This window comes from Pseudomonas sp. AP19 (assembly GCF_001728855.1).
Lineage (GTDB): Bacteria > Pseudomonadota > Gammaproteobacteria > Pseudomonadales > Pseudomonadaceae > Aquipseudomonas > Aquipseudomonas fluorescens.
The window spans coordinates 6,737-32,224 of record NZ_LXJP01000007.1 but is presented as its reverse complement, the minus strand read 5'-3'; the positions used below and the strand labels follow the sequence as shown (position 1 = coordinate 32,224).

The 25,488-nt window shown below is 65.0% G+C and carries 3 protein-coding genes; all 3 read right to left on the bottom strand.

Annotated features, from left to right (window positions below):
* Genes macA through A7D21_RS07715 form a run of 3 tightly spaced genes read right to left on the bottom strand, consistent with a single transcriptional unit; the run spans position 1 to position 25,384 of the window.
* Entirely contained in the window at positions 1-1,143 is a 1,143-nt protein-coding gene (macA, locus tag A7D21_RS07725; protein ID WP_218188673.1) for a macrolide transporter subunit MacA, read from the bottom strand.
* On the bottom strand, positions 1,140-12,476 hold the full coding sequence (locus A7D21_RS07720) for a non-ribosomal peptide synthetase (protein WP_069551395.1): 11,337 nt from the start codon (positions 12,474-12,476) through the stop codon (positions 1,140-1,142). The genes macA and A7D21_RS07720 overlap by 4 nt, the downstream gene beginning before the upstream one ends.
* On the bottom strand, positions 12,473-25,384 hold the full coding sequence (locus A7D21_RS07715) for a non-ribosomal peptide synthetase (RefSeq protein WP_069551394.1): 12,912 nt from the start codon (positions 25,382-25,384) through the stop codon (positions 12,473-12,475). Before A7D21_RS07715 ends, A7D21_RS07720 begins: the two co-directional genes overlap by 4 nt.
* Positions 25,385-25,488: the final 104 nt, after the last annotated feature.

Below are 25,488 nucleotides of genomic sequence, written 5' to 3'. Positions count from 1 at the left end.
TCAGTTCCCCGCCACAGCAGGTGTGGCGTCGCCGATCACGACGTTATCGCCCTCGGCCAGGCCCTCCAGAACCTGTACTTTGACGTTGTTATTGATCCCGGTCTTCACGTCGCGCGACACCGCCTTGCCCTTGGCGTCCAGCACGCGCAGCGGGTAACTGCCATCGGCGTTGCGCGCCCCGAGTGCCGCCACCGGCACCATCAATGCAGCCTGGGCAGTGTCGAGCACGATGCGTACCTGCGCGGTCATCGCGATGCGCAGGCGGTGTTCGGGGTTGGGCACGTCGAACAGTGCGTTGTAGAACACCGCGGTGTTTTGCTTGGGTGTGCCCGCCGTCTGGGTTTCGAGGAAGTTCTGCGGCGCCGGCTCAGTGCCGCGCAGCTTGGCGTAGTAGCGCTTGTCGGCCTCGCCCAGGATGGTGAAATACACCTGCTGGCCGGGGCTGATATGGATCACATCCGCCTCCGACACTTGAGCCTTGACGGTCATGGTGTCCAGGTCTGCCAGCTTGAGCAGCACCGGCGCCAGCTGGCTGGCGATCACGGTCTGGCCTTCCTGGGTGACGATCCCCACCACATCGCCATCGATGGGCGCGACGATACGGGTGTAGGCCAGGTTGACCTTGGCGGTGTCGATCTGGATATGCGCACTTTTTATCTGTGCATCCAGGGACAACAGGTTGGCCTGCTGCACCTGGAACGTCGACTCGGCGTCTTCGAAGTCCTGGCGCGAGACCGACTCGTCAACCTGCAAGCCCTTATAGCGTTCGTAAACCGCCTTGGCCTGTTTGAGTTGAGCGGCCGTGGCACGGCGTTGGGCCTGGAGGTTTTCCTCGTCTACCTGGGCTTTGCGCAGGGTATTCTGCAGAATCAGCGGGTCGATTTCGGCAAGCCATTGGCCCTTTTTCACCTTGTCGCCGACTTTGACTTTGAGGGATTTCAATTGGCCGGAAACCTGGGCGCCGACATCCACTTGCTTGATGCCTTCCAGCACGCCGGTGGCCAATACAGCGTTTTCGATGTCGCCGCGTTCGGCCGTAGCGGTCAGGTATTGCGGGGCGTCAGCGGGTGCTTGCACCGCGTAGACGACCAGACCAGCCACGATGGCGACTGCCAGGGACACGCCTGTTTTACCAAACTTCACGACACCACCTCCCCAATCACCACACCGTCCAGCCACCACCGCGCAAGCCCGTGAACATTCGGGGCCTTGAGCAATGTGAAGTGATTGCCGCCGCCATACCAAACCTCCAGGCCACTGCCCTGACGCTGCCAACCGTCGATCATTAACCCCTGCTCCCGTTGATTGCCCGCTGCATCCAGCGCCGGGTCCTGCGCCAATACCAATCGCACCACCCCGTGGTAGCGCTGGGTCGGCCGATACACCGTGCGCAAGGCTGCGGCATACGTACGTGCGGGCCCCGCCATCGCGTCCACACTGGCGCGCGCCGGCAACAAACCGACCGCGACCATCCCGGCATGCAGCCACTCACGCTGCGCCACTTCATCACGCCCGGCAAACGCCACGGGGTCGATGTCCAAGGACTTTCCGGCCGACAACTGCATGGCTTCGATCAACCGCAACAAGGCCGCCGTCGACGTATACGGCCGCCCTACCACGCCATTGCCGCCCGGCGACTCACTGTCGATCACCGTCAACGACGCCACCTCTCGGCCCATCGCCTGCAACCGCACGGCCATCTCCAGCGCGACCCAGCCGCCGAACGAATGCCCGACCAGATGCACCGGCCCGCGCGGGCACTCCTGCGCCAGCGCCGTCAGATAACACGCGGCTGCCGCTTCCACCTGGCTATGGGGCACCGCCTCGCCATCCAACCCACGCGGCTGCAAGCCGAACAGCGGCCAGTCGCGCCCCAGCGCTTCACTCAATCCGACAAACCCGGTGACGCTGTCCCCCGCCCCAGGTACGCAAAACACCGGCGCATACCCCGCCCGCCCGCTCTGAATGCGCAACAGCGGCTGATACACGCCTTGCTGCACCGCCGAACCTGTGGCCAGCGCCTCGCTCATCGCACGGCCCAACGCCTGAATATGCGGCGCCTGCATCATGCTTTGGTGGTCACCTGGCACGTCTATCTGGCGCAATTGCCCAGGTGCCAACGCCGCCTCCCAGCCCAGCGAAACACTGCGCCGCGACAACTCGGTCGGCCGCTCCATGGCGCTAAACAAATGCACCGGAACCGGCAACGCAAACACGCTGTAATGCGCCAGCGCGTGCCCATGCCCCACTTCCCGCTCGATAAAGCTCAAGAGGTCCGCGTCCGTAGCCGCTGCCATTTGCGCGTATAGCAGACCTTCATCGCGACAGCGTTGCAGCAGAGCCGCAAAGTCCAGCTGTCCAATGCCCGCCTCCAACTGTTCAAGGCTCGCCAGCTCATCCACACCTCCCTGTGCTTTCCAATACGCAGTGCACTGCAACAACAAATGCCGCTTCAGGGCATCCGGCCCGCTCCAGCGCGCCTTGCCCTGGTCGGTCATGCGCGGCACGTAGCTGTCGATCAACCCGAGGAACTCAACCGCTTCATCCAGCCCCAGCAGTTGCATCGCCACCTCATACGCCAGCACGCCGCCGAACGACCAGCCCGCCACACGGTAAGGCCCATGGGGCTGAACGCTGCGTATCAGGCCGACCAAGCGGGCCGCCAGGCCTTCCATGGTGTTCAGGTGCGCCTCACCGAGCGCCAGACCCGCCAGGCCATAGATCGGATAATCACCGGGCAAGTGTTGACCCAGTGCCGGGAAGTACACGTCCATGCCGCTGAATTCATGGATCAGGAACAGCGGCGGCTGCGAGCCGCTGCTGCGCACCGTTATCAATGCACTGTCACGCACCACCGGTTCATCCGTGCGCTGGCGCAACATGGCGGCCACGCTGGCGACGCTGGCGTGCTGGAACAACTCGGCCAGAGTCACCTGCAGGCCGGCTTCATCCAGCAGGTTGACCAGTCGAATGGCCAGCAATGAATGCCCGCCCAGTTCGAAGAAGCTGTCGTGTCGACCGACCTGCTCCAGCTTCAAGACATCCGCCCAGCGCTGTGCGAGGGTGTCTTCCAACGCATCGGCAGGCGCTTCAAACTCGCAGCCGGTAAAGGCGTCCAGGGCCGGCAGCGGCAAGGCTTTGCGATCGACCTTGCCATTCGCCGTCAGCGGCAAATGCGCCAGTGGCACATAGGCCGACGGCAGCATGTATTCCGGCAATTGGCCGTGCAGGTGCGCGCGCACACTGTCGATGCCAACGGGCGCGGCCGCCCAGGTGAAATACGCCACCAGGCGCTTGTCACCCGGCACGTCCTCACGCGCCAGGACCACCACGTCCTGGATGCCCGCAAAGCTCGCCAGGCGGGCTTCGATTTCACCCAGTTCGATGCGAAAGCCGCGGATTTTCACCTGATGGTCGTTGCGCCCGATACATTCCAGCAGGCCATCCGCCGTCCAGCGGCCAAGGTCGCCGGTGCGGTACATCAAGGCCCCCGCGTTGAACGGGTCGTCGACAAACTTTTCCGCGGTCAGCTCCGGCCGGTTCAAATACCCCTTGGCCACGCCGTCACCACCGATGCAAATCTCACCGGTCACGCCCAGCGGCACCGCCTGCAATTGCGCATCCAGCACATGGATTTGCGTGTTGGAAATCGGCCGCCCCACGGGCACGCTGTCGGCGTCATCGGCGATCGCGCGCACTTCATAGGTGCTGGCGTAAGTGGTGGTTTCCGTCGGCCCATAGCAATGCACCAGGCGCAATGCGGGCGCCTGCGCCAGCAGGCTGCGGAACGCCGCCGGGTCGCCACGTTCGCCGCCGCACAACAGCATGCGCAAGCCGGCCAGGGCCTCGGGAATCATCTGCACGTACTGGTTGAACAACGCCGTGGTGACGAAGAGCACCGTCGCCCCGCTCAACGCCCGCCCGAAAGCCACTGGGTCGAGCAATATGGCGTGGTCGACAACCTGCACCTGGCCGCCGTTCAGCAGCGGGCCCCACACGTCCATGGTGCTCGCATCGAACGCTGGGTTGGAGGCAAACGCCACGCGGTCGGCGGCATTGAAGTCGGCGTAGCCGTTGTTAAGCACCAGGCGCGTGATGCCGCGATGCGGCACCAACACGCCCTTCGGCGTGCCGGTGGAGCCGGAGGTGTACATGATGTACGCCACGCTGTCCGAGGACTGCGACACGTCCGGGTTGTGGCTCGGTTGCGGGTCAAGCGCCAGGCTGTCCAGGTCGAGGCGCCGCGCCGGGTACTCGATGGCGGTATCGCTGCGGGTAATCACCCAGCTCGCGCCGCTGTCCTGCACCATAAAGCCCTGGCGCTCGGCGGGCGCGTTGATGTCCAGCGGCACATAGGCGGCGGCGCATTTGAGGATCGCCAGCTGGCTGACCAGCAGGTCCAACGAACGCGGGAGCAGGATCGCCACGTTATCGGCAGGACGCACGCCCAGGCTCAGTAAGTGATGAGCCAGACGGTTGGCGCGCGTATTCAGTTCGCCGTACCCAAGGAGGTGCTCGCCGTGCAACGCCGCCAAGGCATCCGGGCGGGCCTGGGCCTGGGCTTCGAACAGGCGCTGCACCGTGTGTTCGCGGGGGAACGCGCGGGTCGTGGCGTTGAAGTCCGCCAACTGCTGGCGTTCAGCGGCCGCCAGAATCGGCAGGCAGCCGATGGCGACTTCACGGTTGTGCTCCAGCGCCTCCACCACCTGTTCAAGGGCCGTGTGCAGGTAGTCACACAAACGTCGAGCCCCCGGCCCCATGGCTTCAAGGCGCAAGCCATCACCCAGGTCATCAACGCTCACCGACAGCGCGTAATTGGTGTGTTCCTCGGCCTTGAGCAACTGAATGCCCTGCCATGCTGCCGCCACGCCACCGGCTTGCGGCGCACTGTGACGGTAGTTGAACAGCACGCTGAACAACGGTGTCGCCACCGGCACCGCGCTGCAACGTTGGGCCAGTGCCAGCGGCGCATGTTCATGGCTGAGCAGTTGGGTCAGCCGTGCATGGGTTGCACGCAGCGTGGTGTGCACTGAGTGTTGGCCCAGGTCGACCCGCAACGGCAAGGTGTTGATAAACACCCCCATGGCCCGTTCGGCGCCTTCACCCCCTTGCAGACGACCGAGCAGCACCGTGCCGAACACCACCTGTTCGCGGCCGCTGACTTTGCCCAACACATGGGCCCAGGCCACATGCAGCAGGCTGGCGGCACTGACACCCGCTTGGCGCGCCTGGGCACGCAGGCGCTGGCTCAACTGAGGCTCAACCGCCCGCTGAGCTTTTTCAGCGGCGCCCAGGTGTTCGACCTCGGTGGGCGCGTCGATCTCACCCAGCATCTCGCGAAAGAACGCCTCGTGATCATCAACCCCCAGGCGGGTCTGCGCGACATAGTTGCGATACGGCACCGGCGTGCCCAGCTCGGCCTCTTGCCCCAACAGAAATGCCTGCATTTCATGCTGCAGGATTTCCAGCGCAAGGTGGTCCATCACTAAGTGATGGAACAGCAACGTGGCGACCACCCGCTGGGGCTCCTGCGTATACACCAGGCGCATCAACGGGGCTTGGGCAAGGTCCAGGCGTTGCGGCAACGGGCCGGTTTCGACGCGTAACGAGGCTTCACGCCAAACCACCTGCACCGGCTCTTCCAGGCCGTCCCAATGGAAGGATGAACGCAGGATGTCATGCCGCCGGATCACCGCCTGCAACGCCCGGGTGAAGGCTTGCAGGCGCAGCAGGTTGGCAAAGGCGAACTGCGCCTGCAGCAGATAAGCGTCACCCTCCAGCACGGCGCGGTGGTGATAAACAATGCCCGCCTGCAAGGGCGCCAGCGGGTAGATGTCCTGCACATTCGCCGCACCGCCGGGGATGCCGGCGAGAATGCGCTCGATGGCCGCCGGGTCCAACCGGATCAGCGCCAGCATGTCCGGCGTGATGTGGGTGCAATCAGCAGCAATGCGGTTGGCCGGCACCGCGACTTCGCGACCACCGCCCAGCGCTGCCGCCAGGGCGGCCAGTGTCGGCTGACCAAACAGCACTTTCACATCCGCCGACCACCCGAGGCGGCGCATCCGGCCCATCAGGCTGACCGCCAGCAATGAATGCCCGCCCAGTTCAAAGAAGTTGTCGTGACGGCCCACGAGCTCCACATTGAGCAATTCGGCCCACAGGCTGGCCAGGGCGATTTCGGTATCACCTTGAGGCGCCTCATACGCGCGCACCACCCGGGAATCCAGGCCCGGCGCCGGCAAGGCCTTGCGGTCGAGCTTGCCGTTGGGGCTCAGCGGCAGCCCATCCAGGTGCACGAATATCGCCGGCACCATGAACTCAGGCAGGTGCTGCAGCAGGTGGCTGCGCAGGCCGTCGATGTCACTGTGAGTGCCGGTGTAATAGGCGACCAGCCGTTCTTCGCGGGCGACCACCGCCGCTTCGTTGACCTGCGGATGTTCCAGCAATCGCGCCTGGATTTCGCCCAGTTCAATACGCAAACCACGGATCTTCACCTGGTCATCATTGCGCCCCAGGTACTCGAGAGTGCCGTCGACCAGGTAGCGCCCGACGTCACCGGTGCGGTACATCCGGCCGTGAGTAAACGGGTCGTCAAGGAAACGCTCGGCGGTCAACTCCGGCCGGTTCAGATAGCCCCGCGCCACTTGCACGCCGCCGATGAACAGCTCGCCCACCACGCCCAACGGCACCGGCTGCAACTGGCTATCGAGCACATACATGCGTGTATTGGCGATGGGTTTGCCGATCGGCGTATTGTCCGGCGTCACCGCGCCTGCGCAGTTCCACGCCGTCACATCGACAGCGGCTTCGGTCGGGCCATACAGGTTATGCAGCGCACTGCCTGGAAGCTGTTGTTTAAACCGGCGCACCAGGCTGCCCGGCAAGGCTTCACCGCTGCACATCACGCGTACCAGGCCGGCGGCCTGAGTCACATCGCCATGGGCGAGGAACACATCGAGCATTGAGGGGACGAAATGCACGGTGGTGACGTGTTCGGTGGCAATCACTTCGCACAGGTACACCGGGTCTTTATGCCCGCCTGGGCGCGCCATTACCAACCGTGCGCCGGTAAACAGCGGCCAGAAGAATTCCCACACCGACACGTCAAAACTGAACGGGGTTTTCTGCAGCACGGTGTCCTGCGCCGTAAGCCCATAAGCGTCTTGCATCCACAGCAGGCGATTGACCACACCGGCATGGTCGTTGATCACGCCTTTGGGCTGGCCGGTGGAGCCGGAGGTGTAGATTACATAGGCGCTCACACCCTGGACGCCGAGGTTGTCGACGGGTTGATGCTGCCAGGTCGGCTGGTGCAGATCGACCACTGCCACCTCGCCCAACAAGCCACGTGTAGCCGCTTGGGCCAGCACCACTGCCGGCGCGCTGTCCTGCACCATGTAGGCAATGCGTTCGTGGGGATAGGCCGGATCCAGCGGCACATACGCCGCGCCAGCCTTGAGAATCGCATACAAGCCGATAACCATCTCCAGGCCCCGCTCGACGCAGATCGCCACGCGCGAATCCGCCTGTACGCCCAGCGCCTGCAGGTGACGGGCCAACTGATTGGCCTGCGCGTTCAGCTCGGCATAGGTCAGGTGCTGCTCGCCCGCCTTGACCGCCACCGCATGCGGCGTGCGCGCCACCTGCGCCTCGAACATCCCGTGCAAGGTCTGCTCAAGGTTGTAACTGACGGCGGTGGCGTTGAAATCGAACAGCAGATGCTGACGCTCACGTTCACCCACCAGCGGCACATGCTCCAGCACCGCCTGGTCGTTATCGACCATGGCCTGCAGCACGCGGGTGAAGTAGCCGGCATAACGCTGCACGGTCGATTCATCAAAAAGTGCCACGGCATATTCCAGCGCACCGAGAATGCTGCCCTGCACTTCGCCGAGGTTCAGCGACAGGTCGAACTTGGCAAAGTGGCTGTTCTCGACGATGCCTTCCAGGGCCAGATCACCCAGCGCGAGGATCGGCGCGCTGCTGTCCTGCCAGGTCAGCAACGTCTGGAACACCGGGCTATGGGCCAGGCTGCGCAGCGGCCGGGTGATTTCCACCACCTGCTCGAACGGCAAGTCCTGGTGGGCCTGGGCGTGCAGCGTGAGCGCCTTGACCCGCGCCAGCAACGCCTCGGTGCTCAATTCGCCCGACGTGTCGATGCGCACCGCCAGGGTGTTGACGAACAGGCCGATCAACCCTTCGATTTCGCTGCGATTGCGGTTGGCCACCGGCGAGCCAATCACCACGTCGTGTTGCCCGGACAACCGCGCCAACAGCGAGGCCCAGGCACTCATCAAGGTCATGTACAGCGTGGTGCCGTGCCGTTGGCTCAAGGCCTTGAGCCCGGCGGTGAGGCGTTCATCCAGGCGCACTGCGACGCTGCTGCCGGCATAGTCCTGCTGCGCCGGGCGCGGGCGGTCGGTGGGCAGCGTGAGCAAGGCCGGCGCACCGGCTAGGGCTTGCTGCCAATAACGGCTCTGGCGCTGCAGCACTTCACCACTGAGCCACAAGCGCTGCCACACGGCAAAGTCGCCGTATTGAATTGGTAACGGCGGCAACGGGTCGGGCTGGCCGTGGCTGAAGGCTTGATACAGCGCCATCAGTTCGCGGGTCAGCACGCCCATCGACCAGCCATCGGAGACGATATGGTGCAGGGTCAGCAACAGCACATGGTGCTCGTCCGCCATCACCACCAGTCGCCCGCGCAGCAACGGGCCGCGCTCCAGGTCAAACGGAGCCGAGGCCTCGCCGTGGATCAACGCATCCAACGCCTGCTGGGGTTGCGGGTGACGGCGCAGGTCCTGCACTTGCAGGGGCAGCACGTCTTCGGCCGGCATGATCAGCACATGGGCGTCATCGCCCTGCTGGGCAAAACGACTGCGCAGGGTTTCGTGGCGCGCAACGATACGCGCCAGCGCCCGGCGCAAGGCCTCGACATGCAACTGCCCGCGCAAACGTAAGCCGATAGGGATGTTGTAGGCCGTGTTGGCACCTTCCATCAGCGCCAGGAACCACAGGCGCTGCTGGGCGAAGGACAACGGCACAGGTTCATCACGGTTGGCCGGCAGGATGTCCGGCAACGTGCTGCGCCCCGAGCGGGTCAGCACCTCGGCGACCGCCGCCAGTTCGGCATTGGCAAACAGGTCGCCGAGGTTCAGTTCAACCCCGAGGCGCTGGCGCACCTGCGACACCATGCGCATCGCCAGCAGCGAGTGCCCGCCCAGTTCAAAGAAGTGATCGCGGCGCCCGACACGTTCTACGTGCAGCACATCGGCCCAGATCTGGGCGAGCACGCTTTCGATTTCGCCCTCGGGTGACTCGTATTCGCGGGTAAACACGGCGGCTCTATCCGGCGCCGGCAGGGCGTTGCGGTCGAGTTTGCCGTTGGCGGTCAGGGGCAGCGCGTCAAGCTTCACATAGGCAACCGGCACCATATAGTCGGGCAGGTGCGCCACCAGATGGGCGCGGATATCACCGACGGCCAACGGGTCGAGCTGCGCATGTTCAGTGAAGTAAGCCACCAGGCGATCCTCACGGACCAGCACCACGGCCTCCTGAATCCCCGGCAACTGGTTGAGCGGGGTTTCGATCTCGCCCAACTCAATGCGCACGCCGCGGATTTTCACCTGGTCATCATTGCGCCCCAGGTACTCGAGAGTGCCGTCCGGCAACCAGCGCGCAAGGTCACCCGTGCGGTACATGCGGCCGGTGTTGAACGGGTCCTGCAGGAAACGTTCGGCGGTCAGTTCCGGGCGATTCAAATAACCGCGCGCCACGCCCTTGCCGCCCACATACAACTCACCGGCCACCCCCAATGGCACCGGCCGTTGTTGTTCATCCAGCACGTACACCGTGGCATTGGCGACAGGTTTACCGATATGCAACGGCTGCCCGGCCTCGACCTTGCCGGAAGTGGCAACCACCGTGGCCTCCGTGGGGCCGTAGTTGTTGATCAACTCGAAACGCTGGGCACGCGCGAACTGGCGCAGGCGATCGCCGCCGATCAGCAAGGTGCGCAGCGTGGGGTGTTCGATCTGTTGGCTGAACGCGTACTCGGCCACCGGCGTGGGCAGGAAGCACACGTCCAGCGGCTGCGCGCACCACCAGGCCAGCAAGGCGTCGACGTCTTGCGCCCCTTCATCGGCGGGCGGCAGGTGCAAGGTCGCGCCGACACACAGCGCCGGCCACACTTCCCAGGCCATCGCATCAAAGCCGAAACCGGCGACGCTGGCGGTGTGGCGCCCGGCACACAGGTCAAAGGCACGGCAGTGCCAGTCCACCAGATTGGCCACCGTGTGGTGTTCAACCATCACGCCTTTGGGCAGGCCGGTGGAGCCGGAGGTGTAGATCACATAGGCGAGGTTGGACGCGGTCGCAGCGGCCTTGGGGTTACTCGCCGAATGGTGCTGCCAGGTGAAGCGATCCAGGTTGATCACCGGCACATCAAGGGCAGGCAGGCGCTCCAGCAGGGCGTGCTGGGTCAACACCGCCACCGGCGCACTGTCGGTCAGCAGATAATTCAGGCGCTCGGCCGGGTGGGACGGGTCGACCGGCACATAACAGGCTCCGGCCTTGAGGATCGCCAGCAACCCGGCCAGGGTATCCAGGCCACGACGGGCGACGATGGCCACGCGGTCATCCGGTTTGACGCCCAAGGCCAGCAGGTGATGGGCCAGCAGGTTGGCTTGCTGGTTCAACTCGGCGTAGCTCAGTTGGCGGCCCTGGTGCACCGCGGCGATGGCCTCGGGCGTGCGCGCGGCCTGGGCTTCAATGCGCCCATGCAACGTGGTGCCCTGCGGGAAATGCATCTGAGTGGCGTTGAACTGCTCCAGCAGTTGATGTCGCTCGGCGGCAGGCACCACCGACACATGGTGAAGGGCCGTCTGCGGCGCTTGCTCCAGCGCGGTCACCAGGTTGTCCAGGGCGGTTTCCAGGTAGGCGCAGACGCGCTGCGGGTCGACCAAGGTGCTGGCAAGCAGGCTCAAGCCAAAGCCGTCACCGAGGTCATCCACACTCAAGGTCAGCGGGTAGTTGGTGCGCTCTTCGGCGCTGAGCGCGACGATCCCTTGCCAGGCCGACGACGCCGCGTTATCGGCCGCCGGCGCACTGTGACGGTAATTGAGCAGCGCACTGAACAGCGGCGTCGGCGCCGCCACGCCGCTGCAACGCTGGGCCAGCGCCAAGGCGGCGTGCTCATGGCGCAGCAAGGTGGTCAGCCGTGCATGGGTGGCCTTGACCCCGGTGCGCACGTCCTGGCTGCCTACGTCCACGCGAAACGGCAGCGTGTTGATGAAAATCCCCAGCGCCCGATCGGTGTCATGGCTGCCTTGCATGCGGCCCATCAGGACGGTGCCGAATACCACCTGTTCTTTGCCCGCCAGCACCCCCAACACCTGGGCCCAGCCCAGGTGAAACAGGCTGGCGGCACTCACACCGAGTTGCCGGGCTTGCGCGCGCAAGCGCTGCGCCAACGCCGGCGCCAATGGCAGGCTGACTTCAGCGATGCCGCGGGCATCGCCCTGCACATCCTGCAACCCAAACGGCAACGTCGGCTCGCTGATATCGCCGAGCATCTGGCGAAAGAACTGTTCATGTTCCTGCTCGCTGATGCCCAGCCGCGCCTGGGCCACATAGTTGCGAAACGGCACGGGCCGGCCCAGCGCTGCGCCCTGCCCCAACAGGCACGCCTGCAGTTCGTGGCACACCACTTCAAGGGCACTGTGGTCGAGGGCCATATGGTGGAACAGCAGGGTCGCGACGATCCGCTGATTCAGCGGGTCGTCGGCACGTACCAGGCGCAGCAGCGGCGCCTGCGTGACGTCGAGGTGATAGTGGCGGGCGTCGAACAGCGCGTGCAATTGCGCGGCGATGTCGCCGTCCGCCGGGTCGAGCTGAAGGGCCTGCACCGGCAGGCGCGCCTGGCGCCAGACCACTTGCGAGGGTTCCTGCAAGCCGTCCCAGACCACGCCTGTGCGCAGGATGTCATGGCGGTCCATCACGGCTTGCAAGGCCTGGGCAAATGCCTCGAAGCGCGCCAGGTTGTCAAACGCGAACTGCGACTGCATCACATACGGGTCACCCTGTTCGGCGCTGACGTGGTGGAACAGAATGCCTTCCTGCAAGGGCGCCAGCGGGTAGATATCCTGGATATTCGCCACGCCGCCGTCGACGGTCGAGACGATACGGTCGATCTCGTCCTGGCTCAGCGTCGACAAGGTCAGCATACCCGGCGTGATGCGCTCGGCACCGGCCGGTATCGCATTGGCTGGCACCTCGACTTCACCGGCCTTGCTCGCCGAATACTCCCCGGCCTGGATCAACGCGATAAGCCCGGGTTTGTGTTCGCGCAACGCGGCAAGGATCGCCGGGTCGCTCAACGCTTGTTTATTGCCTTGCACCGACAACTGCTCGCCCTTGAGCGCCAGTTGGATGTCCTTGGTTTTCAGCGTCGCCAACAGCTCAAAAATACTCACAGGACGATCTCCATTCGTTCGGTTATGGCGGCGTAGCCGGCCAGGGTCGGCTGTTCAAACAACGCCCGCACATCGGCTTCCATGCCTTCCTGGCGCAGGCGTCCGATCAAGCTCACGGCGAGCAGCGAATGCCCGCCCAGTTCAAAGAAGTTGTCATGGCGCCCTACCCGCTCCACTTTGAGCAGTTCCGCCCAGAGCTGCGCGAGAAGGATCTCGGTGTCACCTTGCGGCGCCGCGTACTCGCGCACCCTCAGCGCGTCCATGCCTGGCGCAGGCAGGGCCTTGCGGTCGAGCTTGCCGTTGGGGCTCAGGGGCAGCGCGTCAAGGTGCACGAACAACGCGGGCACCATAAAGTCCGGCAGGTGCTGCAACAGGTGGGCGCGCAGGTGTTCGATGTCGGCCGGCGCACCGGTGTAATAAGCCACCAGGCGATCGTCACGGGCCACCACGGCAGCCTCGTTAACCTGCGGATGCTCCAGCAGCCGCGCCTGGATTTCGCCCAGTTCGATGCGCAAACCACGGATCTTCACCTGGTCATCGTTGCGGCCCAGGTACTCGAGATTGCCATCGGGCAGGTAGCGGCCGACGTCACCGGTGCGGTACATACGGCCACCTGTGAACGGGTCCTTGAGGAAGCGTTCGGCGGTCAGCTCAGGCCGATTCAAGTAGCCGCGCGCCACTTGCACGCCGCCAATGAACAGCTCGCCGACCACACCCAACGGCACCGGCTGCAACTGCGCATCCAGCAGGTACATGCGCGTGTTGGCAATCGGCTTGCCGATCGGCGTGTTGTCCGGCACATCGGGGCGTGCACAGTTCCAGGCCGTCACATCCACGGCCGCTTCGGTCGGGCCATACAGGTTGTACAGGCCGATCTCCGGTAATTGCTGCTTGAAGCGCCGCACCAGGCTGCCCGGCAAGGCTTCGCCGCTGCACATCACGCGCACCAGCCCGGCGGCCTTGCTGACATCGCCGTGGGCCAGGAACACCTCGAGCATCGATGGCACAAAGTGCAGCGTGGTGATGTGCTCCGCTTCGATCACTTCGCACAGGTACGCCGGTTCCTTGTGGCCGCCCGGGCGCGCCATCACCAGGCGTGCGCCGGTCAACAGCGGCCAGAAGAACTCCCACACCGACACGTCAAAGCTGAACGGGGTTTTCTGCAGCACCGTGTCATGGGCTTTGAGGCCGTACGCGTCCTGCATCCACAGCAGGCGGTTGACCACGCCGGCGTGCTCGTTGATCACGCCCTTGGGCTGGCCGGTGGAACCGGAGGTATAGATCACGTAGGCCTGATGCTGGGCGGTGAGCCCCGGCACCTGAGGGTTGGCAGCAGGCTGGTGTTGCCAGGTGTCGTGGTCCAGATCGAGCACCGGCACATCGCCGAGCAACTCAACGGTGGCGCCCTGCGCCAGCACCACCACGGGCGCGCTGTCTTGCAGCATGTAGGCAATACGCTCGCGTGGGTACGCCGGGTCGAGGGGTACATAACCGCCACCGGCCTTGAGGATGGCCAACAGGCCGATGACCATGTCCAGGCCACGCTCGACGCAGATACCGACACGCGAATCCGGCTGTACGCCGCGTTCACGCAGGTGATGGGCGAGGCGATTGGCGCGTTCGTTGAGTGCCTGATAGGTCAGCTGCAGGTCGCCGGCTTTGACCGCGATGGCATCCGGCGTGCGCTCGACCTGGGCTTCGAACAGGCCGTGCAGGGTCTGGTCGAGGTTGTAGTGCACCTGCGTTGAGTTGAACTCCACCAATAGTGTGTGCCGCTCGTCATGGCCTAGGATCGGCAAGCGATTGAGCGCCTGATGCGGTGCCTGCTCCAGGGCATCGACCAGCCCGGCCAAGGCTGTTTGCATATAGCCACACACCCGTTGCGCGTCGATTTTCGCCAGGGCGGTGACCTCATAGCCATCGCCCAGGTCATCCACGTTCAACGTCAGCGGGTAATTGGTGCGCCCGTCGTTGACCAGGGTTTGCATGCCTTCCCAGGCCTGTTGCGCGTCTGCCGATTGAGTCGCGGCGCCGCGATGGCGATAGTTGAGCATCGAGCTGAACAGCGGCGCCGGTGCCGTCACCCCGCTGCAGCGCTGAGCCAGCGCCAGCGACGCGTGCTCATGCCCCAGCAACGCGGTGAGCCGGGCATGGGTCGCACGCACCGCGGCGCGTGCACCTTGCGCGTCGATTTCCAGGCGCAGCGGCAAGGTATTGATAAACACCCCGAGCGCCCGGTCAGCGCCCTCGCCGCCTTGCATGCGGCCCACCAGCACCGTGCCGAACACCACGCTGTGACGCCCCGACGTCGCCGCCAGCACTTGGCCCCAGGCCAGGTGGAACAGGCTCGCGGTGCTCACGCCGAGCAACCGGGCCTGGGCGCGCAGGCGATGGTTGAGGGCGCTGTCCAGGCGCAGGCAATGTTCTTCGATGGCGCTGCCGTCGCCGCGCACATCCTGCAAGCCGAACGGCAAGGTCGGTTCGTCCACATCACCGAGCATTTCGCGAAAGAAGCGTTCGTGTTCCTGTTCGCTCACGCCCAAACGCGCCTGGGCCACATAGTTGCGGTACGGCATCGGCGCCGCCGTGGGGGCCGGGTGGCCGAGCAGATAGCCCTGCATTTCGCGCAGCACCACGTCGAAGGCGGTGTGGTCGAGGGCGATATGGTGATAGAGCAGCACCACCACCACACGCGCGTTGGCCGGGTCGTTGGCGTACATCAGGCGGATCAGGGGCGCCTGGCTGATATCCAGGCGGTAGCGCCGCGCATCGAAACGCTCGTGCAGACCGGCCAGTACATCGCCTTGCAGGTGCACGGCCTGCATGCTCAGCTCGGCTTTGCGCCACACCACTTGCAGCGGTTGCGCCAACCCCTCCCACACCACACCGGTGCGCAGGATGTCATGCCGGTTGATGACGTGTTGCAGCGCCTGGGCAAAGGCATGCAGGCGCTCCACACTGTCGAAGGCCAGGTGCGATTGCAGCAGGTACGGGTCGCCCTGCTCGGCGGTGATGTAGTGATAGAGAATGCCTTCCTGCAACGGCGCCAGCGGGTAAATGTCTTGCACGTTGGCGGCGCCGCCGGGGACGCGGGCGACCACCTGATCAATCGTCGATTGGTCGAGTGTCACCAGCGTCAGCATGTCCGGGGTGATGCGCCGGCAATCAACGCTGATGCGGTTGGCCGGCACCTGCACTTCGCGACCACTGCCCACGGCGGCGGCCAGGGCCGCGAGCGTTGGCTGGCTGAACAGCACACGCACATCGGCGCTGAGGCCGACCTGGCGCATGCGTTCGATCAGGCTGACGGCCAGCAGCGAGTGGCCACCCAGTTCGAAGAAGTGGTCGTGACGGCCGACTTGCTCGACCTGCAACACCTCGGCCCAGATACGCGCCAGGGTGGTTTCCACCTCACCTTGAGGTGCCTCATAGTCGCGGCTCAGCAACGCCGCTTGATCGGGCTGCGGCAGCGCCTGGCGGTCCAGTTTGCCGTTGGCAGTCAGGGGCAGCGCGTCGAGCTTGACGTAGGCGGCCGGCACCAGCGCGTCGGGGAGCTGCTCGCGCAGTTGTGCGCGCAGGGTGTCAATCGCCAGCGGGTAGTGTTCGGTGAACCAGGCGATCAGACGGCCCTCGCGCACCAACACCACGGCTTCGCCGATACCGTCCAGCGCCGCCAGGCGGCTTTCGATTTCGCCGAGTTCGACTCGCACGCCGCGCACTTTGACCTGGTCATCATTACGGCCCAGGTACTCGAGATTGCCATCGGGCAACCAGCGCACCAGGTCGCCGGTGCGGTACATGCGCCCTTCGTTGAACGGGTCTTGCAGGAAGCGTTCGGCGCTCAAGTCCGGGCGGTGCAAATAGCCCCGCGCCACGCCGCCGCCGCCCACATACAGTTCACCGGCCACGCCCACCGGCACCAGACGCTGGTGTGCATCAAGCACGTACGCACTGGCATTGGCGACCGGCCGGCCGATATGCAGCGCCTGCCCGGCGCGCACCCGGCCAGAGGTGGCGACCACCGTGGCTTCGGTCGGCCCGTAATTATTGATCACGGCAAAACGCCGCTCCTGAGTGAACTGGCGCAGACGGTCGCCGCCGATCAGCAGGATGCGCAGGGTCGGGTGTTGCAGGTTCTGGCTGAACGCGTACTCGGCCACCGGCGTCGGCAGGAAGCTCACGTCCAGCGGCTGCGCCAGCCACCAGGCGAGCAACTCGTCGATGTTTTCATTACCGACGTTGGCCGGCGGCACGTGCAGCGTTGCCCCCGAACACAGCGCGGGCCACACCTCCCAGGCCATGGCGTCGAACCCTGCACCGGCGACGCTGCTGGTGTGGCTGCGCGCATCCAGGCCGAAAGCTTCGCAATGCCAGTGCACCAGGTTTTCCACGGTGCGGTGTTCGACCATCACGCCTTTGGGTTGGCCGGTGGAGCCCGAGGTGTAGATCACGTAGGCCAAATGGGCCGCAGTCAGGCCGGCGAGCTGAGGATTGCTCACGGCAAGGTGTTGCCGACTGTCGTCCAACAGGTCCACGGTGGCGACCGCGCCCAACAGATCACGGGTGCCGGCTTCCGCCAGCACCGCCACCGGCGCGCTGTCCTGCAACAGGTAAGCGATACGCTCGGTGGGGTACGCCGGGTCGATGGGCACATACCCGGCGCCGGCTTTAAGAATGCCCAGCAGCCCGACCAACATCTGCGGGCCACGGCGGCAGCAGATCGCCACCCGATCATCCGGCTGTACGCCCAGCGCCAGCAGGTGATGGGCCAACTGGTTGGCGCGCTGGTTGAGCTGTTGATAGGTCAGGGATTCGCCGTCCTGTTGCACGGCAATCGCGTGGGGCTGACGTTCGACCTGGGCTTCAAAAGCCCCCTGGACGGTCTGCCCCGTCGGGAAATCGGCGGCGGTTGCGTTGAACTCACGCAGCAGGGTTTCACGTTCTGCCGGCGGCAGCATCGGCAACTGATGCAGAGCGGTGTTCGGTGCCTGCTCCAGTGTCGTGACCAACTGCTCCACGGCGTTATGCATGTAACCACACAGGCGCTGGGCGCCGATCTGCGGCAAGGCCAGCACGGTCAAGCCAAAGCCTGCACCGAGATCGTCGACGCTGAGGGTCAGCGGGTAGTTACTGCGCTCTTCGCCGCCCAACAGTTGCACGCCTGCCCAAATGCCGTGGCCGTCGCGGGCCATCTCGCCGGGGCTGCTATGCCGGTAGTTGAGCAAGGCGCTGAACAGCGGCACGGCGGCCGGGACGCCGCTGCAACGCTGAGCCAGCGCCAGGGACGCATGTTCATGCGCCAACAACCCACTCAAGCGTGAATGGGTTGCCTTGAGCGCGCTCGCGGCGCCGCCAGCCACATCCACCCGCAGCGGCAAGGTGTTGATGAACATGCCCAACGCGCGGTCCGCGCCATCGCCGGCCTGCAGTCGGCCCATCAAGACGGTGCCGAACACCACGTCGTCGCGCCCCGACAGCCACCCCAGCACGTGCGCCCAGGCAAGGTGCATCAGGCTGGCCGCGCTGACGCCCGCCACACGCGCCTGCTCACGCACCCGCAACGCCAGCGCCGCGTCCAGGGGCTGCTCGGCCTCTTCGATATCCCGGCCGTCGCCCTGCACATCCTGCACGCCAAACGGCAAGGTTGGTTCATCGACATCCGCGAGCATCTCGCGGAAGAACTGCTCATGCTCGGCCACGCTGACTCCCAGGCGTGCCTGGGCTACGTAGTTGCGAAACGGTGCAGCCACCGGCAAGGCATGCGCCTGGTTGAACAGAAACGCGCGCATCTCCTGGCCGACCACTTCCATGGCGGTATGGTCGAGTGCCAAGTGGTGGAACAACAGGATGGCGGCGACCCGATCATTCGCAGGGTCCTGGGCGTAGACCATGCGCAGCAACGGCGCCTGGGTGATGTCCAGGCGGTAATGGCGGGCGTCAAAGCGCGCATGCAGTTGTTCAATGATGCCGCCGTCGGCCGGGTCCAGGGCGACGGCCTGCACCGTCAACGGTGCTTCGCGCCAGACCACTTGCACCGGGCTGGCCAGGCCTTCCCAGACCACCCCGGTGCGCAGGATGTCGTGACGCGCCACGACCTGTTGCAGCGCGCCCATAAAGGCGTGCAGGCGCTCAAGGCTGTCAAACGCCATGCGCGATTGCAGCAGGTACGGGTCGCCCTGCTCGGCGCTGATATGGTGATAGAGAATGCCTTCCTGCAATGGCGCCAGCGGGTAGATATCCTGCACATTGGCCGCGCCGCCAGGGACTGTGGCGACGATGCGCTCGATGGCGCCTTGATCAATGTCCAGCAGCGTCAACATCGCCGGGGTGATACGCGTGCAGCCCGGTGGAATGCGGTTGGCCGGCACCACAATCTCGCGCCCGCTGCCGACCGCCGCCGCCAATGCGGCAAGGCTCGGTTGGCTGAACAGCACGCGCACATCGGCACTCAAACCCACCTGGCGCATGCGTTCGATCAGGCTGACCGCAAGCAACGAATGCCCACCCAGCTCGAAGAAATGGTCATGGCGCCCGACGCGTTCCAGCTTGAGCACGTCCTGCCAGATCTGCGCCAGCAGGGTTTCCACCGCGCCTTCCGGCGCCTCATAGCCACGGCTGAGCAACGCACTCGGCCCCGGCACCGGCAAGCCCTTGCGGTCGAGTTTGCCGTTGGCGGTCAGCGGCAACAGTTCCAGCCAGACATAGGCCGACGGCACCATGTAATCCGGCAACTGGCCTTGCACGTGGGCACGCAGCGCTTCGATTTCCAACGCGGCCTGGGCGGTGTAGTAGGCCACCAGGCGTTTATCGCCAGGCTCGTCTTCGCGGGCCATGACCACCGCATCCTTGACACCGGGGAACGCGGCCAGGCAGCTCTCGATTTCACCGGGTTCAATGCGGAAACCGCGGATCTTCACTTGCAGGTCATTGCGCCCCTGGTACAACAAATTACCGTCGGCCTGCCAACAGGCCAGGTCGCCGGTGCGGTAAAGCTGGCCTTCACCAAAGGGGTTCGGGATAAACTTTTCGGCGGTCAGTTGCGGCTGGTTCAAGTAGCCGTTGGCCACGCCCGCACCGCCGATATACAGCTCGCCGACCACGCCCAGCGGCAGCGGCTGCTGGCGCGCATCCAGCACGTAGGCCTGCGCATTCGCAATCGGCCGCCCAATCGGCACGCCGCCCGCGCACGCCGCGCTGATTTCAAACGTGGTGGAGAACGTGGTGGCTTCGGTCGGGCCGTAGCCGTTCAACAGGTGCTGGGGCTTACCGTGGTTGAGCACGCGGCCGATCACCAGCGGGTCAAGCACATCGCCGCCGACAATCAGGTAGCGCAACTGACGGAACACCGGCAGCAATGCATCTGCGTATTGATGGAACAAGCCTGCGGTCATCCACAGCACGCTGACCGCTTGCTCCTGCAACAGCGAAGCAAAGGCCGCCTGGGACAGCAGCACCGCATGCTCGACCACCACCACGCAACCGCCATTGAGCAACGGCGCCCACACGTCGAGGGTGCTGGCGTCAAAGGCCGGGTTGGACGCGAAGGCCACACGGTCACGCTCATTGAAATCGGCGTAGCCGTTGTTGAGCACCAGGCGCGAGACCGCGCGGTGCGGCACTTGCACGCCTTTCGGCGCGCCGGTGGAGCCGGAGGTGTACATGATGTACGCCACGCTGTCGGACGACTGGACCAGGTCGGGATTGCGCGGTGACAGCGCATCCAGGTTCAGGTCGGCCAGGGCCGTCAACACGTGGCGCGCACCGCTGTCCTGCACCATGAAGGCCTGGCGCTCGGCCGGGGCGTTGACATCCAGCGGCACATACACCGCCGCGCACTTGAGGATCGCCAGTTGGCAGACCAGCAAATCCAGCGAACGTGGCAGCGCAATCGCAACACTTTCGCCCGGTTGCACACCTTGGTTGATCAGGTGATGGGCCAGGCGATTGGCCCGGCGGTTGAGGTCGCGATAACTCAATGACAACGCGCCATGCATCGCCGCCACGGCTTCGGGACGGGCCAGCGCCTGGGCTTCGAACAACTGGTGCACGGTGAACTGCGCCGGGTATTCGCGGGCGGTGGCATTGAAACCCACCAGCACCTGGTGGCGTTCGGTTGCGGGCAAAATCGACACCGCGTGCAGGGGCGTGGTCGGCGCTTGTTGCAGCGCGGTGACCAGGTGGGCCAACGCGGTGCGCATAGAGTCGCCCACGCGCTGCACATCCAGCGTGGCCACGCCTTGTACGGTGAGCGCAAACCCTGTGCCGAGGTCATCGACGTTCAGCACCAGCGGGTAATTGCTGCGCTCTTCGGAACTGAGAATGTCGATCCCGGAGGTGGCGAACGGGCTGGCTCCCGGCGCGTCCCCGGCTGCGCTGTGGCGGTAGTTGAGCAGCGTGCTGAACAACGGCAGCGAACCCGGCACGCCACTGCACCGCTGGGCCAGTGACAGCGAGGCGTGCTCGTGCCCCAGCAACTGCGCGAGGCGCGCGTGGGTGGCGCGTACGCCGGCTTGCACACTGGTCGCGCCGAGGCTGACCCGCAGCGGCAAGGTGTTGATGAACATCCCCAGCGCCCGGTCGGCGCCCTCGCCGCCTTGCATACGGCCGAGCAGCACGGTGCCGAATACCACGTCTTGCTGGCCGGAAACTTGCGCCAACACTTGGGCCCAGGCCAGGTGCACCAAACTGGCAGTGCTGACGCCCAGTTGCCGCGCCTGTTCGCGCAGGCCTTGGCTGAGGGCCGGGTCCAGTGGCAGGTGAGCGTCGACAATACCGCTGCCGTCGCCATTGACATCCTGCAACCCGAACGCCAGCGTCGGCTCGTCGATATCGCCGAGCATGTCGCTGAAGAAGGCTTCATGTTGCGCCTGAGTCACCCCCAATCGCGCCTGGGCCACGTAGTTGCGGTACTGCACCGCGTCCGGCAGTTGCGCGCTGCGACCGGCCAGGCTTGCGCTCATTTCCTCCACCAGCACGTGCAGGGCGGTGTGATCGATCAGGATATGGTGCAGCAGCAGGATGCCGACGAAGCCGTCCTGCTGCGGGGCGTATCCAAAGTGCATCAACGAGGCGCGGGACAGGTCGAGGCGATAGTGGCGTGGGTCGAAGCGTTGTTGCAGCTGCGCCAGGGCATCACCCCCCTGCACGTCGATGCGCTCAACCGCCAGCGGCGCCTGGCGCAAGACCACTTGTACCGGTTCATCCAGGCCTTCCCAGAGCAGGCTGGTGCGCAGGATGTCGTTGCGGGCTATGACGCTGTGCAATGCACCGACAAACGCATCCAGCGCTGTTTGGTCGGCAAAGCTGAACTGCACCTGCAACACATAGGGATCGCCCTCGGTGGTTGCCAGGTGGTGATAAAGAATACCGGCCTGCAACGGCGCCAGGCCGTAGATGTCCTGCACGTTGGCGATACCGCCGGGCACGGTGCGCAGGATATGGTCGATGCCGGCCTGGTCCAGCGCCACCAAGGGCAGCATGTCAGGGGTGATGTGTTCGCTGGCGGGCTCGATCAGGTTGACCGGCACCTGTACGTCCCGCTGCCCACCCACCGCAGCCGCCAGGGCAGACAGCGTGGGTTGACCGAACAGCACGCGCACATCAGCGCTCAAGTCCATCTGGCGCATGCGTTCGATCAACTTGACCGCCAGCAGGGAGTGGCCGCCGAGTTCAAAGAAGTTGTCGTCGCGGCCCACCTTGTCGAGCTTCAACAGCTGCTGCCAGATACCGGCGATGGCGGTTTCAATCGCGCCTTGCGGGGCGGCATAGTCACGCCGCGCGAGGGCATCGGCATCCGGTGCCGGCAAGGCCTTGCGGTCGAGCTTGCCGTTGGTGGTCAACGGCAACTTATCCAACAGCACGAAGGCGCTGGGCACCATGTATTCGGCCAGGCTCAGCAGCAGGTGGTCGCGCAGTGCGGCGGCGCTGACGTCGTGCTCGCCAATCACATAGGCGACCAGGCGTTTGTTACCCGGCTCGTCCTCACGGGCGATCACCACGGCGTCACGCACGCCGTTGGCGGTGGCCAGGCGTGCTTCGATTTCACCCAGTTCGATACGAAAACCGCGAATCTTCACCTGGTCATCGTTGCGGCCCAGGTACTCGACGCTGCCATCGGCCAGCAGGCGGCCGAGGTCGCCGGTCTTGTACATGCGCAGGCCGGTGGCCGGGTCGGCCAGGAAGCGTTCGGCGTTGAGCGCATCACGGTTGAGGTAACCGCGCGCCACACCGGCGCCGCCGACGTACAACTCGCCAACCACGCCAAACGGCAGCGGCTCGCGCTGCTCGTCCAACACGTAGAGCTGCAGGTCGGGAATACGCACGCCAATCGGGCTCACGCCGACCAACTGCGCATCCGCCGCTTCCAGCGCGCGATAAGTGACGTGCACCGTGGTTTCGGTGATGCCGTACATATTGACCAATTGCGTTCCGGCGTTGATCGCGCGGCTGTACCACGGTTTGAGCATGCCGGGCTCCAGCGCCTCGCCGCCGAAAATCACCTGGCGAAAGGAATGCGACTGCGGGTTGCTGCCCTGCGCGGCGATCAGTTGCCGGAAGGCACTCGGCGTCTGGTTGAGTATGCTCACGCCGGCTTCGCAGAGCAGCGTGTAGCACTCATCCGGCGAGCGGCTGACCAGTTGCGGCACGATCAACAGCTGGCCACCGTGCATCAGCGCGCCCCAGATTTCCCACACGGAGAAGTCGAACGCAAAGGAATGAAACAGTGCCCACACATCGTTAGGGTTGAAGCCGAACCACGGCTCGGTGGCCGTGAACAGCCGCGCCACCTGGCGATGCTCGATCATCACGCCTTTGGGCAGGCCGGTGGAACCTGAGGTGTAGATCACATAGGCGAGGTTGGCCGGGCTGAGATTGACCCGCGGGTTGACGATGGACTCACCTTGCACGCTGTCGAGATCAATCGCCATGCGGTCGCCGACCAGATGGCGAGTGTTGGCGTGCACCAGCACCGCCGAGGGTTCGCTGTCAGCCAGGGTGTAGGCGATGCGCTCCAGCGGGTAAGCCGGGTCGATGGGGACATAGCCGGCACCGGCCTTGAGGATGCCCAGCAGGCCGATGATCATTTCCGGGCCGCGCTCCACGCAAATCGCCACTCGATCATCCGCGCGTATGCCTTGGGCCAGCAGGCGGTGGGCGAGCTGATTGGCGCGTTCGTTGAGTTGGCGATAGGTGAGGCGCAGGTGTTCAAAGCGCACGGCAATGGCGTCGGGTTGGGCGGCGGCGTGAGCTTCGACTTGCTGGTGGATCAGGGCGGTGTCGGTGTAGTGCGCGGGGCTTTGGTTGAGGCTGTGCAGCAGGTGGTGACGCTCGGCATCGGGGAGAATATTCAGGCCGCTCAGCGGCTGATCCGGTCGCTGCTCCAGGGCATCGGCCAGGCTTTCCAAAGCGGTATGCAGGTAACCGGCAACGCATTGCGCACCGATGGCGGCGTCGACCATTACCGTCAACGCAACGTCTTCACCCAGGTCATCCACGTTGACCGTCAGCGGGTAGTTGGTGCGCTCTTCGGCGCCCAGCACCTGAATGCCTTCGGCAACCTCAATCACGGCGGCCATATCGGTGGCGGCGCTGTGGCGGTAGTTGAGCATCGCGCTGAACAGTGGCATAGGCGCCGCCACCCCACTGCACCGCTGGGCCAGTGCCAGGGAGGCGTGTTCGTGATTGAGCAAGGCGCTAAGGCGTGCATGGGTGGCCTGGACCTCGGCGCGCACAGCCTGCGCGCCCACATCCACGCGCAGTGGCAAGGTGTTGATAAACATGCCCAAGGCGCGCTCACTGCCCTCGCCCGCGCCCATGCGGCCGAGCATTACCGTGCCGAACACCACCGACTCGCGACCGGAGACCACCCCCAATACACGCGCCATAGCCACGTGCATCATGCTCGCCACGCTCACCCCAAGCGGACGCGCCAAGGTGCGCAGGCGACGGCTTACGCTGCTGTCTACGGGAATGCGCGCTTCATCAATGCCCTGCCCATCGCCGCGCACATCCTGCAGGCCGAACGGCAAGGTCGGCGCCTCGATATCCGCCAGCATCTCGCGGAAGAACGCCTCATGCGCCTGCTCGCTGACGGCGTGCCGCACATGGGCGATGTAGCTGCGAAACGCCACCGGTTCAGCGGCTTGGGCTTGCTGGCCGGCCAGGTACAACTGGATTTCATGGCGCACCACGTCGAGCGCAGTGTGGTCGAGAATAGTGTGGTGAAACAGCAGCATCGCCACCACGCGCTGGTTGGCCGGGTCGTCGGCAAACACCAGGCGCAGCAACGGCGCCTGATCCAGGCCCATGCGGTAAGTGCGCGCATCGTAGCGCGCCAGCAGTTGGGCCAACACGTCGCCGCCGGTCAAGGAGGCCTGTTCGCACGCCAGGGTTGCCTTGCGCCACACCACTTGCAGCGGCTCATCGAGGCGCTCCCAGGCCATCGAGGTGCGCAGGATATCGTGGCGGTCGACGACCCATTGCAGCGCTTGCGCAAACCCCTCCAGACGCGCGCGGTTGTCGAACACAAACTGCGCGTGCAGCACGTACGGATCGCCCTGTTGCGCCGACAAATGATGGTAGAGCATCCCCTCCTGGAGCGGCGCCAACGGGTAGATATCCTGCACATTCGCCGCACCACCGGGGATGGCGGCGACAATCCGGTCGATGGCCGCTTGGTCGAGGTTGACCAGCGGCAACATGTCCGGGGTGATGCGGTACGCCGGGCTCAGCCAGTCACCGCCATGCTCGGCCACCCACTCAAGCAGGCGCGGTTTGTGGGCAATCAGTTGGTCCCACAGCGCGTCATCCAGTGCCTCATCGTCGCCCAGGATGATCAGGTCGCCCTCTTCCAGTTGCAGACGGATCGCATGGGTGGAAATCGCTGCCAATAATTCGCTGAACTGCATGGGGGTAACCTGCCTGATAAGTCACGGTTGAGGAGAAAGTCCGTTTTCAGCTGCCGCTTGCATCGGGTGTGCTGGGCGCCCTGAAAAAATCGCGGGCACAGCCG

Coding starts and splice junctions, on each gene's coding strand:
- A7D21_RS07715 (WP_069551394.1), bottom strand. CDS start 25,384: ATGCAGTTCAGCGAATTATTGGCAGCGATTTCCACCCATGCGATCCGT.